10 protein-coding genes and 1 pseudogene are annotated in these 14,583 nt (G+C 64.1%); 10 read left to right on the forward strand and 1 reads right to left on the reverse strand.

Going from position 1 to position 14,583, the window contains the following annotated elements; translation table 11 throughout:
- Positions 1-7 precede the first annotated feature (7 nt).
- Positions 8-919, reverse strand: a complete 912-nt coding sequence (locus HU766_RS25220) for a LysR family transcriptional regulator (protein WP_047583414.1) — start codon at positions 917-919, stop codon at positions 8-10.
- A 289-nt stretch (positions 920-1,208) separates the two neighbouring features.
- On the opposite strand from HU766_RS25220, the gene speB reads away from it, so the two are divergent.
- The 10 genes and pseudogenes from speB to glyA all read left to right on the forward strand — a co-directional run.
- Positions 1,209-2,180, forward strand: coding sequence for an agmatinase (speB, locus tag HU766_RS25225; protein ID WP_033698620.1), 972 nt, complete (start codon positions 1,209-1,211; stop codon positions 2,178-2,180).
- Positions 2,181-2,195: 15 nt separating this feature from the next.
- Positions 2,196-3,704: an aldehyde dehydrogenase family protein gene (locus HU766_RS25230; protein ID WP_186661547.1), complete on the forward strand. Its 1,509-nt coding sequence runs from the start codon at positions 2,196-2,198 to the stop codon at positions 3,702-3,704.
- 96 nt (positions 3,705-3,800) lie between these two features.
- Positions 3,801-3,980 carry a hypothetical protein gene (locus tag HU766_RS25235; protein WP_033698618.1) on the forward strand — a complete coding sequence of 60 codons (180 nt, stop codon included), beginning with the start codon at positions 3,801-3,803 and terminating at the stop codon, positions 3,978-3,980.
- Complete coding sequence (locus tag HU766_RS25240) at positions 3,977-5,446, forward strand: cytosine permease (protein WP_047583413.1); 1,470 nt, start codon at positions 3,977-3,979, stop codon at positions 5,444-5,446. The genes HU766_RS25235 and HU766_RS25240 overlap by 4 nt, the downstream gene beginning before the upstream one ends.
- Before the next feature lie 4 nt (positions 5,447-5,450).
- On the forward strand, positions 5,451-7,139 hold the full coding sequence (gene betA / locus HU766_RS25245; protein ID WP_186661557.1) for a choline dehydrogenase: 1,689 nt from the start codon (positions 5,451-5,453) through the stop codon (positions 7,137-7,139).
- 365 nt (positions 7,140-7,504) lie between these two features.
- Entirely contained in the window at positions 7,505-8,929 is a 1,425-nt protein-coding gene (gene cycA / locus HU766_RS25250; RefSeq protein ID WP_186661560.1) for a D-serine/D-alanine/glycine transporter, read from the forward strand.
- A gap of 81 nt (positions 8,930-9,010) precedes the next feature.
- Positions 9,011-10,543, forward strand: a complete 1,533-nt coding sequence (locus HU766_RS25255; protein ID WP_186661564.1) for a sigma-54-dependent transcriptional regulator — start codon at positions 9,011-9,013, stop codon at positions 10,541-10,543.
- Between the two features lie 260 nt (positions 10,544-10,803).
- The gene (gene gcvH / locus HU766_RS25260) at positions 10,804-11,181 is read left to right on the forward strand and encodes a glycine cleavage system protein GcvH (RefSeq protein WP_047583409.1); all 378 of its coding nucleotides are present in this window, start codon (positions 10,804-10,806) and stop codon (positions 11,179-11,181) included.
- Positions 11,182-11,195: 14 nt separating this feature from the next.
- Positions 11,196-14,066 carry an aminomethyl-transferring glycine dehydrogenase gene (gene gcvP / locus HU766_RS25265; protein ID WP_186661566.1) on the forward strand — a complete coding sequence of 957 codons (2,871 nt, stop codon included), beginning with the start codon at positions 11,196-11,198 and terminating at the stop codon, positions 14,064-14,066.
- A 60-nt stretch (positions 14,067-14,126) separates the two neighbouring features.
- Positions 14,127-14,583, forward strand: a pseudogene (glyA, locus tag HU766_RS25270) (serine hydroxymethyltransferase); the annotation flags it as partial.

Here is a 14,583-nt window from a genome sequence, read left to right on the forward strand (position 1 = left end):
AGCGTGGTCAGACGCCAGCCTGGTGGATGCAGGTGTTCAGGTCTTCAAGAAACGCTCGCAGGATCGGTGGCGGCGACACGCCACGCCGGGTGATTACATCGAAGGGGGAGGTCAGGTCCAGTGTGCTGGCGCCCAGGCGGCGCATTTCGCCGGTCTTGACCCACTGCTCGGCGAAGTGCACGGGCAGGAAGCCGATGTAGGCGCCGGAAATGATCAGGATCGCCGCTGCCTCGATGTTCTCCACGGTTGCGGCGGCCTTGCTGATGCCCAGTTGCTCCAGGTCGTACTGCTGCATGTAGCCACGCACGACGATATGGCACTGGCGAACTTCTTCCAGCAGGCGCCCGTTGGCCGCCTTGCTGGCATACAGCGGATGGCGGCGGCCACAGTAGAGCCCCAGGGCTTCGTCGTACAGCGGCAGGTACGACAGCCCCGGCACGCGCAACGGGAAGTGGCCGATGGCCAGGTGCAGCCGGCTGTCCAGTACCCGCTCTTCGAGCTCCGCCGGGGCGCCGATGTAGATGTGCAGGTGGGCATCGTGCCCGCGTGAGACAAAGCGCTGGGTGGTGCGCGGCAGGGGCGAGGCGTTGTCGGTCAGGGTGGAGTCGATGATGCCCAGGTTGAGCTTGCCGCTGATGTGCTGCTTGAGCACGTCGGCATCCATGCAGAAGCTCTCCACCGCGCTTAGCAGGCGCAAGGTGGCCTCATGGATGGCCACGCCCTGTTCGGTCAGGCGAAAGCCGCTGCGCCCGCGCTGGCAAAGCTTGACCCCCAGGCGGGTTTCCAGGTGCGTCATCTGTTCGCTGATGGTCGACTGGCCGGCGTTGAGTGCTGCCTGCGCGGCAGAAAAGCCCCCGCACCTGACGATGGTGGTGAACACCCTGAGAAGCTTCAGATCGACATCGTGGAGCTGGATCACTGTGGCCTCCTGGCGGTGCTTCACATCGCTGCGTCACATCGCGCTGGCTGATATGAGCGTCCGGCCATTGTTTTTTTTCAAGCTAACCACGCACCCGTGATCACTGCAATGCCTGGCGCCTGGAAATGCCGGCGGGCCTTTGGCATTCGGGCGAATACTTCGGGTTGCCCGATGTATGCATCTGCACTTGCGCATTTTTCCGCTGTTGGCCTGCCGCCATAGTGGCTGCAACGGCGGTCGAGCAGTCGCCCCGTCTCCTGACCAGAACAATAAGTGGAGAAACCTGAACATGGCAAAGCACGGTTATGAATCCGGCCGCCTGAACCTGCCCTTCGTCGGGCATTGCACCTTCGCCAAATCGCCCATCTGCACCGACTGGGATGCCATCGACGCCGATGTGGCGATCCTCGGTGCGCCCAACGACATGGGCACCCAATGGCGCTCTGGCGCACGTTTCGGACCGCGCGGTATTCGCGAGGCATCGACCCTGTTCTCGTTCGGCCATGCCGGCGCCTACGACTTCGAAGATGACGCCACCTACCTGACCGATGACCAACTGCGCATGGTCGATGTCGGTGACGCCGATATCGTGCACACCGACATGGCCAGCAGCAATGCCAACATCGAGTCGGCCGTGCGCCAGATTCTCAAGGCCGGCGCCATGCCGGTGGTGCTGGGCGGCGACCACTCGATCCATGCGCCGGTGATCAAGGCCTTTGAAGGGCATGGGCCGATCCACATCGTGCACTTCGATGCCCACCTGGACTTCGTCGACGAGCGCCATGGTGTGCGCTACGGCCACGGCAGCCCCCTGCGCCGCGCCTCGGAGCTGGACCACATCGTCGGCATGACCCAGATGGGCATCCGCAACGTGTCGTCCTCCAACCGCGATGACTACGATGCCGCGCGCGACGCCGGCTCGCAGATCCTTTCGGTACGCGACGTGCGCCGCCTGGGTTGTGAAGGCGTGATGGCGAAAATCCCCGAAGGCCGCGACTACTACATCACCATCGACATCGATGGTTTCGACCCGTCCATCGCCCCAGGCACCGGCACACCGAGCCATGGCGGATTCTTCTACTACGAAGTGCTGGAGATCATCCAGGCGCTGGCCCGGCGCAGCCAGGGGCGGATCGTCGGCATGGACCTGGTGGAAGTGGCCCCGGCCTACGACCCGGCAGGCGTGACCTCGATTCTTGCCGCGCAGTTGCTGATGAACAGCATCGGCTTCATCTTCCACGCGCGCGCCAACGCCCGCTGATCCGGAGACTGTACCGTGGACAACAAGGTAAAAGCCTACCTGCAGGCCTTCGGGGTTTCAGAGGCCACCCAGCGTTTTCTCAGCAAGCCTCAGCGTATGTTCATCGGCGGTGCCTGGCTGGAGGCCAGTGATGGTGCCAGCGCCGAGGTCATCGAGCCGGCCACCGAGGGCGTGCTGACGCGCATCCCCATGGGCACCCCGGACGACCTGGACCGTGCGGTGCGTGCCGCCCGCGCGCAATTCGATGGCGGCCCGTGGAGCCAGCTCAAGCCGCTGGAGCGCGAGCGCCTGATTCATCGCCTGGCCGACCTGGTCGAGGCTAATGGCGACGAGCTGGCGCAGATCGAGTCGATCGACATGGGCAAGTCGGTCGCCCAGGCCCGTGCCGTGGACATTCAGGGCACCGTCGATACGCTGCGCTACTTTGCCGGCTGGGCCAGCAAGATCCATGGGCGTACCGTCGAGCCCTCGCTGCCGGGCAACTACCTGGCCTATACCCGCAAGGAGGCCGTCGGCGTGGTAGGGGCCATCGTGCCCTGGAACTTCCCCCTGCAAACCATGGCCTGGAAGCTCGGCGCGGCGCTGGCGACCGGCTGCACCGTGGTGGTCAAACCGGCGGAGCTGACCTCACTGTCGGCCTTGCGCTTTGCCGAGCTGGTGCAGGCGTCGGGCATCCCCGACGGTGTGCTGAACATTGTCACCGGGCGCGGCAGCGTGGTGGGCACGGCGATGTCCAGCCACCCGGGCATCGACAAGCTGAGCTTTACCGGTTCGACCCCGGTGGGCTGCTCGGTGGGCAAGGCGGCGATGGACCAGATGAAGCGCCTGACCCTGGAACTGGGCGGCAAGTCGCCGGTGATCGTGTTCGCCGATGCCGATATCTCTGCTGCGGCCGAGGCGGTCGCCAACGGTGTGTTCTTCAACTCGGGGCAGGTGTGCGATGCCGGTACCCGTGCTTATGTCGAGCGCAGTGTCTACCCGGCCTTCCTCGAAGCGCTGGCGCGCTACACGGCGACGTTGAAGATCGCCCCGGGGCTGGACCCGGACTGCTTCATCAGCCCCATGGTGTCGCGCCAGCAACAGCAGCGGGTGCTGGAATACATCGCCCTGGGCAAGGCCGAAGGGGCGCAGGTGTATTACGGCGGTGAGCCGGTCGAGGGCGCTGGCTTCTTCGTGCAGCCGACCATCTTTGCCCACTGCACCAACGACATGCGCATCGTCCGTGAGGAAATCTTCGGGCCGGTGCTGGTAACCATGCCCTTCGACGCCGAGGAGCAGGCGCTGGCGCTGGCCAACGATTCGCAGTACGGCCTGGCGGCGGCTATCTACTCCAACGACCTGGGCAAGGTTCACGGGCTGATCCCGCGCCTGAGTGCCGGCACGGTCTACGTCAATGCCCATAGCACGCTCGACCCGTCCATGCCGTTCGGTGGCTACAAGCAGTCGGGCTATGGCAAGGACATGGGCGCCGAACAACTGGAGTTTCTGCTGGAGACCAAGGCGGTCTGGATCACCTTGCCCTGAGGAACAGGGCCGGCCTGCGTCGCCTGGTTTGGCGAGCGACGCAGGCAACACGAACGCATCGAATTTCAAGAACAAGAACCCGTCGAGGTGATGCCCATGAACAGCCAAGTGGATACCGAGCGTGCACAAGACCTGGAACGGCGCCTGCGCGCCTATGAAGAACTGGAGGGCAGGGCGCACTGGCCCGGCGCGCTGAAGGCAACGGACGTCATCGCCCTTGCCGTACTGACCCTGGTCATGGTGGTCGGCGCGTATGTGCTGGGGGGCCAGCCATGAGCCGGGCCAGAGAGCAGGAATTTCGCCTGGCCGCCGAACGCGGCGACACGCCCTTGCTGCCGGGTGAACGGGTCTGGGGCTTCTGGGGCTATGCCTACGCCAACTCGGCGTTGGCGGTGGCCACCTGGGTGTTTTTGATCGGCGGTGCCACCGCGCTGTTCGTCGGGCCGTTGCAAGGGATTGCCGCGATCATCATCGGCAACATCATCGGCGTGGTACTGGCGGCATCGTCCACCTGCCTGCCGTGTGGCAAATATGGCGTCGAGCAGTTCACCTTCCTGCGCAGCATGTTCGGCGTCAATGGCAGCCGCCTGGTGTACATCCTCTCGGTGGTGATACTGACCATGGGCTGGCTGGCGGTGCTGGGGTTGATGTGCGGGCGGGCGCTGGACAACCTGGAAACCCTGGTACAGCACAGCGAGCCCGACGCCGGCGACTGGCTGGTGACCGCCGGGGCCCTGCTGGCCATCGTGCTGGCGGCGCTGGTGGCCATGCGCGGGCCCGACATGATCCGCCGCCTGAGCGCGGTGATCGCGCCCAGCCTGATCCTGATCATGCTGGCGCTGATGTACTTCATCTCCCGCCGTTACAGCTTCGGCGAACTGTTGGCGATGCCGCCTTTGCAGCCACCCTTCGAAAACCCGCACGTCAACTTCATGATCGCGGTGGAAATCAACATCGCCGCAGGGTTCTCCTGGTGGCCCTACATCGGCAACCTGTCGCGCCTGTGCAGCAACCAGCGCACGGCCTTCTGGCCCAACCTGGTGGGCATCTTCGGCGCCGCTTCGCTGGGCGAGTCGGTCAGCCTGTTCGCCGCCACCACCCTGGGCAGCAGCGACCCTACGGCCTGGATGCGGCTGGCCGGCGGCATGACCTTCGGCGTCATCGCCCTGAGCTTCCTGGCGCTGGCCAACCTGACCGGCATGGTCAACATCCTCTACACCGCGGTGATCGGCCTGCGGCAACTGGCCGGGGAGCGTTTGCGCAGCCTGGGCTGGGGGGTATTGATCGGGCTGTTCTGCATCATACCGGTGGTAATCGTGCTGTTGGCCCCGGGTATCTACGACGGCTTCTTCATCTTCCTGGTGTGGACCTCGGCACTGAACAGCGCCCTGGCCGGCATTGGCATTGCCGATTACTTCTTCCTGCGCAAGCAGCGCCTGAACCTACGCCATCTGTATGCCGAGCAAAGCGGCTCGCCGCTGCGCTTCTGCAAGGGTTTCAACCCCATCGCGCTGCTGGCGCTGGTGGCAGGCTTTGCCATCTACGTGGTGGTGTTCAACCCGCAGACCCTGGCCCATACCGACTTCTTCACCTTCGCCACCGCCTCGCTGCCGTCCTGCCTGTTGGCCGGGCTGGTGCATTACGGGCTGACCCGTCTGCTGGCTACGCGCCTGGGCTGGGGCGGCTACCCAAAGGGCAATGAACGCACCATCGAGGCCGCAGGCCTTCGCGTACAGGACTAGAACAATGAACAAACGATACGACTACATCATCATCGGCGCAGGCTCTGCCGGCTGCGTCCTGGCCAACCGCCTCAGCGAAGACCCTGCCACCACGGTGCTGGTGCTGGAGTTCGGCGGCAGCGACCGCAGTGTGCTGATCCAGATGCCCAGTGCGTTTTCCTTGCCGATGAACACCAAGAAGTACAACTGGCGCTACGAGACCGCCGCCGAAACCCACCTGGACGGCCGACGCCTGCACTGCCCAAGGGGCAAGGTGCTGGGTGGGTCGTCCTCGATCAACGGCCTGGTCTACATCCGTGGCCATGCCTGCGACTTCGATGAGTGGGAAAGCCTGGGCGCGAACGGCTGGGGTTATCGCAACTGCCTGCCGTACTTCAAGCGCGCCGAAAATTTCAAGTTCGGCGGCGACGACTACCGTGGTGGCGCCGGGCCGCTCGCCACCAACAACGGCAACAACATGCAGAACCCGCTGTACGGCGCCTGGATAGAAGCCGGTGCCGAGGCCGGCTACATCAAGACCGACGACTGCAATGGCTACATGCAGGAAGGCTTCGGCGCCATGCACATGACCGTGAAGGACGGGGTGCGCTGGTCCACCGCCAATGCCTACCTGCGCCCGGCCATGAGCCGGCCGAACCTGACCGTCGTGACCCACGCCATGACCCGGCGCATCTTGCTCGATGGCAAGCGGGCGGTGGGGGTCGAGTACGACGAAGGCGGCCAGACCCACACGGTTCATTGCAGCCGCGAAGTGCTGGTGGCATCCGGCCCGATCGGCTCGCCGCACCTGCTGCAGCGCTCGGGTATCGGCCCCGAGGCGGTGCTGAAAAAGGCCGGGATCAAGGTGCTTCATGCCCTGCCGGGTGTGGGCGAGAACCTGCAGGACCACTCGGAAATCTACATCCAGTACGCCTGCAAGGAGCCGGTGACGCTCAACGGCAAGATGGGCCTGCTGGGCAAGGCGATGATCGGCCTGCGCTGGTTGCTGTTCAAAGATGGCCTGGGCGCCAGCAACCATTTTGAGGCAGGTGGTTTCATCCGCTCGGCCAAGGGGCTGCGCTGGCCGGACATTCAGTTCCACTTCCTGCCGGCGGCGATGCGCTATGACGGCGACAAACCCTTCAAAGGCCATGGTTTCATGGTGCTGACCGGGCCGAACAAACCCAAGAGCCGCGGGCATGTGCGGGCGCTGTCGGCCGACCCTTACCAGCACCCGGAAATCCGCTTCAACTACCTGCAACGTGAAGAGGACCGCGAGGGTTTCCGCCGCTGCGTGCGCCTGACCCGCGAGATCATTGCCCAGCCGGCGATGGACCGTTTCCGCGGCGAGGAGCTGGCGCCCGGGCCGCAGGTGCAGACCGATGAGCAGATCGATGCCTTCGTGCGTGCCAACATGGAAAGCACCATGCACCCCTGCGGCTCGTGCCGCATGGGCGAGGACGACATGGCGGTGGTCGACTCGGCGTTGCGTGTGCACGGCTTGCAGGGGCTGCGGGTGATCGACTCGTCGGTGTTCCCGAGCGAGCCCAATGGCAACCTCAATGCGCCGACCATCATGCTCGCCGAGCGCGCTGCCGACCTGGTGCGCGGGCGCGAGCCGCTGGCGCCGGCCGATGTGCCGGTCGGGTTGGTAGAGGATTGGCAGGATCAACAGCGCAGCCGCGCACCACGGCGCGAGGTGCGCACAGGTTGAAACATCCCTAGTACGGACTTGGCACCGGCTTCGCCGGTATTCGCGGGGGCACACCTGTTTTAGACGCGAAAGCGAGGCTTGGACTGATAGCGCTCCATTGTAGTGATATCAATACAGCGCAGGGCAGGGCACGGTATACGACGCTTCGGTGTCGTACACCGTGCCCTTTAGCCTTGCCACTGGAGTGGCTTCATTACAGTGGCAAAAGTTGATAGTTGCACAGAACCCCGTGTTTAGTGGCCTGTACTCCTTGGCACAGTCCTTGCTGATTCCCTTGTGCTCGTCCGGATGTTTCACGGCATATCCGGCCAGAAAGTTGAACTTGTGACGTTATAAAAACAATTAAACTAGCAAGGTAAATAACAATGAATAACCTGCCGCAGGGTCACTGTCCGCCTGAGGGTGACACGCACGAACTCAAGCGTAATCTTTCCAACCGCCACATCCAGTTGATCGCCATCGGCGGTGCGATTGGCACCGGCCTGTTCATGGGCTCTGGCAAGACCATCAGCCTGGCTGGGCCTTCGATCATCTTCGTCTACATGATCATCGGCTTCATGCTGTTTTTCGTCATGCGGGCCATGGGCGAACTGCTCTTGTCCAACTTGCAGTACAAGTCGTTCATCGATTTTTCCGCCGATTTGTTAGGCCCGTGGGCAGGCTTTTTCACGGGCTGGACTTACTGGTTTTGCTGGATCGTCACCGGGATTGCCGATGTGATCGCCATTTCCGCCTATTCACAATTCTGGTTCCCGGATATTCCCTTGTGGTTGCCGGCGCTGGGCTGCGTCGGGCTGTTGCTGAGCCTCAACCTGATGACGGTGAAGATGTTCGGTGAACTGGAGTTCTGGTTCGCCATGATCAAGATCGTGGCCATTTGCGCATTGGTCTGCACTGGGGTGTACATGGTGGCGGCAGCCTACCAGTCGCCCGCTGGCAACGTCGCCACGCTGGCCAACCTGTGGAACGACGACGGGATGTTCCCCCATGGCCTCATGGGCTTCTTCGCCGGCTTCCAGATTGCGGTGTTCGCCTTCGTCGGCATCGAGCTGGTCGGCACCACGGCTGCCGAAACCAAGAACCCGGAACGCAACCTGCCGCGGGCCATCAACTCCATTCCGCTGCGCATCATCGTCTTCTACGTGCTGGCGTTGATCGCCATCATGGCCGTTACCCCCTGGCGAGATGTGGTGGCCAACAAGAGCCCCTTCGTCGAGCTGTTCGTGCTGGCCGGGCTACCCGCCGCAGCGGGCATCATCAACTTCGTGGTGCTGACGTCAGCGGCGTCTTCGGCCAACAGCGGCGTGTTCTCGACCAGCCGCATGCTCTACGGCCTGGCGATGGAAGGTGATGCACCGGGCACGTTCAGCGCACTGTCGCGCCGCGCCGTGCCGTCCAACGGCCTGATCTTCTCTTGTGTGTGCCTGACCGCTGGTGCGCTGGTGATCTACCTGGTGCCCAACATGCTCGACGCCTTCACCCTGATCACCACGGTGTCGGCCCTGCTGTTCATGTTCGTCTGGTCGATGATCCTGCTGTCGTACCTGGCGTACCGCAAGCAGCGCGACCACCTGCACCGTGCGTCGAAATTCAAGATGCCGGGCGGCACCATCATGTGCTGGGTGTGCCTGGCGTTCTTCGCCTTCATCCTCGGCTTGCTGGCCCTGGAAGCGGACACCCGCATGGCGTTGTTCGCCATGCCGGTGTGGTTCGCGCTGCTGGGCCTGTTCTACCGGTCCATCCGCCAGAAAAAACAGGGGAACAGCGCGTTGTCCTTCGAAGCGGATTGATCGCCAACGTCACGTTTACCCAGGGGGACAGCGCAGGGTGCGCCGTCCCCCTGTTGTCGTTTTGCCAACCAGGGAATCACGATGAGAATCCACGTCACCTTCATCGACCGCGTCGGCATCACCCAGGAAATCCTGGCACTGCTGGGGGCGCGCAACCTCAACCTGGATGCGGTGGAAATGATCCCGCCCAACGTCTACATCGACGCCCCGGCGCTGCAGCAGGCAGTGCTGGACGAACTGCATGCTGCGCTGTTGCGGGTGGCCGGTGTGCAGGCGGTCAAGCTGGTCGACTTCCTGCCCGGCCATCGCCGACGCCTGCAACTGGAGGCGCTGCTGGCGGCGATGAGTGACCCGGTGCTGGCGGTGGACGCTGGCGGCCATGTGCTGCTGGCCAACCCTACGCTGGTCAGCCTGATTGGCCGCGAGCCGGCCGGTGAGCCGTTGTCGCGGCTGTTTGCCGAGGCAGACCTGGCGCAAACCTTGATCGACAAGGGCTTTCGCCTGCCCATGTGCGAGGTGGGTTTCCAGGGCCAGGCGCTGTTGCTGGAAGCCACGCCCATCAGTGGCGGTGCCGAGGCCCTGGTCGGCGGCCTGCTCACCCTTTACCCGCCAAGCCGCATCGGCGAGCGCCTGGCGTCGTTGCTGCACGACCCTGGTGAAGGGCTGGACGGGCTGCTCGGTGACTCGACCGCGCTCAAGGAACTCAAGGTGCGCCTGCACAAAGTGGCCGGCCTTGAAGCGCCGCTGCTGATCCAGGGTGAGACAGGCACCGGCAAGGAGCTGGTCGCCCGTGCCTGCCATGCCCTCAGCGCCCGGCGTGATGCGTCGTTTCTGGCGCTCAACTGTGCTGCACTGCCAGAGAGCCTGGCCGAAAGCGAACTGTTCGGCTACGCCGCCGGCGCCTTCACTGGCGCACAGCGCGGCGGCAAGCCTGGCCTGCTGGAGCTGGGCGATGGCGGTACGGTGTTTCTCGATGAGGTGGGGGAGATGTCGCCCTACCTGCAGGCCAAGCTGTTGCGTTTTCTCAATGACGGCAGCTTCCGTCGGGTGGGCGGCGGCGGTGAGGTGCGGGTGAATGTCCGGGTGGTCTGTGCGACCCACCGCAACCTGGAAAACATGGTGCTCGAAGGCAGCTTTCGCGAAGACCTCTACTACCGCCTCAACGTGCTCAACCTGAAGGTGCCGCCCTTGCGCGAGCGTGGCAAGGACATCCTGCTGCTGGCCGAGCACTTCCTGCGCCAGGCCTGCGCGCAGATCCAGCGCTCGCCCTGCCGGCTGGCGCTGGCCACCCACCCGTTGCTGCTGGGCAACCGCTGGGCGGGCAACGTGCGCCAGTTGCAGAACGTGGTGTTCCGTGCGGCAGCCATCAGCGAAGGGGAGGTGATCGACTGCGACGACCTGGAACTGGCCGGCACCGCCTTGAGCAGCCAGCAGCCTGACGCCCAAGCGGTCATCAGCCTGGAAGCGGCGGTGCAGGGGTTTGAAAAGTCCTTGCTGGAAAACCTGTATGCGACGTACCCCTCGACCCGGCAATTGGCTGCGCGCCTGCAGACCTCGCACACGGCTATCGGCCAGCGCTTGCGCAAATACGGCATCGCCAGCCGGCCCTCGTAGCCGCCCTGGTGCCAATACGTTCCAGTGGAGTGAATGCACTCCACTGGAACGGGGCCCCCACATTCATTGGCACGCCCCTTCAAGGGTGCCTCTCGGCGCGACGCGCTGGAGTTGTTTCGTTCCGCAGAAGCCGTTTGAAAATGATCCAAAATTTCAACTAACTTGTTGAAATTAAAGGATTTATACAAGTTGGCATCGCCCTTGCTCTTGTAGTTTCAGTCCTGGACCGGGACCTACCTGATAACAAGAGAGGAAGACCCATGAGCACGCTGCGTTTTACCCCCGAGCACGAATGGCTGCGTCTGGAAGCGACTGGCGAGTTGACCGTCGGCATCACCACCTATGCCCAGGAGGCGCTGGGTGACGTGGTGTTCGTGCAGTTGCCGGAGCCGGGCGAGTACGCCGAGGGCAATGAAGTCGCGGTGCTGGAGTCGGTGAAGGCCGCCAGCAACATCAGCATGCCCCTGAACGGTAGCGTGGTGGCGGTCAACCAAGCCCTGGCCGACGACCCGGAACTGGTCAATGCCTCACCGATGCAGGACGGCTGGTTCTTCCGCATCCAGGTCGCCAACCTCGCCGACCTCGACACCTTGATGGACCAGGAAGGCTATGAGTGCTTCCTGGCCGACAACGCCTGAACCAGGGTATCGACATGACCAACGCACCTGTCGCATTGACCACGGATAACGCGTTCATCGCACGTCACATCGGCCCTCGCGAGCACGACATCGAGGCGATGCTGGCGCTGACCGGCCACGACACCCTGGATGCCCTGATCGACAGCGTCATCCCCGACAGCATCAAGGGCACCAGCGTGCTCGCGCTGAGCAAAGGGCAGGGCGAGGCTGAAGCCCTGGCAGCACTCAAGGCCATCGCCGCGAAGAACCAGCTGTTTCGCAACCACATCGGCCAAGGTTACTACCCGTGCCATACGCCGACGCCGATCCTGCGCAACCTGCTGGAAAACCCGGCCTGGTACACCGCGTACACGCCTTACCAGCCAGAGATTTCTCAAGGCCGCCTGGAAGCGCTGCTCAATTTCCAGACCCTGGTCAGCGACCTCACCGGCATGCAGATCGCCAACGCCTCCTTGCTCGACGAGGCCACCGCCGCCGCCGAAGCCATGACCTTCTGCAAACGCCTGGCCAAGAGCAAGGCGCCGGCGTTCTTTGCCTCCCGCCATTGCCACCCGCAGACCCTCGACGTGCTGCGCACCCGCGCCCAACCCCTGGGCATAGAAGTGGTCATCGGTGATGAAGCGGCGCTGTTGGGGCAAAGCCTTGAGCCATACTTCGGCCTGCTGCTGCAGTACCCGGCCAGCACCGGCGCCATCGCCGACCACCGCAGCCTGGTAGCACGCGCCCATGCCGTCGGTGCGTTGGTGGCGGTGTCTGCCGACCTGCTGGCGTTGACCTTGCTGACCCCACCGGGTGAATTTGATGCCGATGTGGTGCTGGGCAGCGCTCAGCGCTTCGGCGTGCCGCTGGGCTTCGGTGGCCCGCACGCGGCGTATTTTGCAACCCGCGATGCGTTCAAGCGCGACATGCCTGGCCGCCTGGTCGGTGTGTCCATCGACCGCTTCGGCAACCCGGCCCTGCGCCTGGCCATGCAGACCCGCGAGCAACACATCCGTCGTGAGAAGGCGACCAGCAACATCTGCACCGCGCAGGTGCTGCTGGCCAACATTGCCAGCATGTATGCGGTCTACCATGGCCCCGCCGGGCTGGCGCAGATTGCCCGGCGGGTTCACCGCCTGACCGCGATCCTGGTGCAAGGGCTGCAGCAGCTTGGGCACCTGGTGGAGCAGGCGCACTTCTTCGACACCGTCAGCGTGGTGACTGCCCAGCCTGTGGCCGAGGTGCTGGCCGCCGCCCAGGGTGCGCAGTTGAACTTGCGCCTGATTGACCAGACCCGCGTCGGCCTGTCGCTGGATGAAACCTGCGAGCAGGCCAGTGTCGAGGCCTTGTGGCAGGTGTTCGCCGCCCCTGGCCAGGCGCTGCCCGATTTCGCCGCCCTGGCCGCTGACAGTGGCGATCGCCTGCCGGCGCAACTGCTGCGCGAAACCGCGTTCCTGCAGCACCCGGTGTTCAACCGCTACCACTCTGAAACAGAGCTGATGCGCTACCTGCGTAGCCTGGCCGACAAGGACCTGGCCCTGGACCGCACCATGATCGCGCTGGGCTCGTGCACCATGAAGCTCAACGCCGCCAGTGAGATGATCCCGATCACCTGGCCCGAGTTCGGCAACCTGCACCCGTTCGCCCCGGCCGAACAGTCACTCGGTTACCGCCAGTTGACCGATGAACTGCAGGCCATGCTCTGCGAGGCCACCGGTTATGACGCAATGTCGCTGCAGCCCAACGCCGGCTCCCAAGGTGAATACGCAGGCCTGTTGGCCATCCGCGCCTACCATGCCAGCCGCGGCGAAGCGGGCCGCGATGTGTGCCTGATCCCGTCGTCGGCCCATGGCACCAACCCGGCCACGGCACAGATGGCCGGCATGCGTGTGGTGGTGGTCAACTGCGACGAGCGTGGCAACGTCGATGTGGCCGACCTGCAAGCCAAGGCCGAGCAGCACCGCGACCAGTTGGCCGCGCTGATGATCACCTACCCCTCGACCCATGGCGTGTTCGAAGCGGGGATCACCCGCATCTGCGACATCATCCATGCGCACGGCGGCCAGGTGTACCTGGACGGCGCCAACATGAACGCCATGGTCGGTCTCTGCGCGCCGGGCAAGTTCGGTGGTGACGTGTCGCACCTGAACCTGCACAAGACCTTCTGCATCCCCCACGGCGGCGGCGGCCCCGGGGTCGGCCCGATCGGTGTCAAAGCGCACCTGGCGCCGTTCCTGCCCGGCCACGCGCACATGGCGCACAAAGAGGGCGCTGTCTGCGCGGCGCCTTATGGCAGCGCGAGCATCCTGCCGATCACCTGGATGTACATCCGCATGATGGGTGGGGAAGGGCTCAAGCGTGCCTCGCAGCTGGCCATTCTGAGTGCCAACTACATTGCCCGGCGCCTGGAGGAGCACTACCCGGTGCTGTACACCGGCGAGAACGGCCTGGTGGCCCACGAGTGCATCCTTGACCTGCGCCCGCTAAAGGACAGCAGTGGCATCAGCGTCGAAGACGTGGCCAAGCGCCTGATCGATTTCGGCTTCCACGCCCCGACCATGTCCTTCCCTGTGGCGGGCACGTTGATGGTCGAGCCGACCGAGAGTGAGTCCAAGGAAGAGCTCGACCGCTTCTGCGAGGCCATGATCTGCATCCGTGAGGAGATCCGCGCGGTGGAAAACGGCACCCTCGACAAGCTCGACAACCCGCTGAAGAACGCACCGCACACCGCCAGCGAACTGGTCGGCGAATGGCCCCATCGCTATGCCCGCGAGCTGGCGGTGTACCCGCTGCCAGCGCTGCGCGATAACAAGTACTGGCCGCCGGTGGGGCGCGTGGACAACGTCTACGGTGACCGCAACCTGGCGTGCGCCTGCCCACCCCTGTCGCTCTACCAGGATGCCTGACTGCTCGGGCCCGGACCCGGTCCGGGCCTTGCCTGCCCACAACAACAAGGAAGCACACGCATGTTCCATAAAAGCCTGACCCTGTCCGATTTCGACCCTGTGCTGCATGCGGCCATCAGCCGCGAAGTGCAGCGCCAGGAAGACCATATCGAGCTGATCGCCTCGGAGAACTACACCAGCCCGCAAGTGATGCAGGCCCAGGGCACCGAGCTGACCAACAAGTACGCCGAAGGCTACCCGGGCAAGCGCTACTACGGCGGCTGCGAACACGTCGATGTGGTTGAACAGTTGGCCATCGAACGTGCCAAGCAGCTGTTCGGTGCCGATTACGCCAACGTCCAGCCGCACTCTGGCTCTTCCGCCAACAGCGCGGTGTACCTGGCCCTGCTGCAAGCTGGCGATACCCTCCTGGGCATGAGCCTGGCCCACGGCGGCCACCTGACCCACGGCGCCAAGGTGTCGTCTTCGGGCAAGCTGTATAACGCTGTGCAGTACGGCATCAACACCGACACCGGCC

Origin of the sequence: Pseudomonas sp. SWRI77 (genome assembly GCF_014269105.1) — a bacterium.
In the GTDB taxonomy this organism is placed as follows: domain Bacteria; phylum Pseudomonadota; class Gammaproteobacteria; order Pseudomonadales; family Pseudomonadaceae; genus Aquipseudomonas; species Aquipseudomonas capeferrum.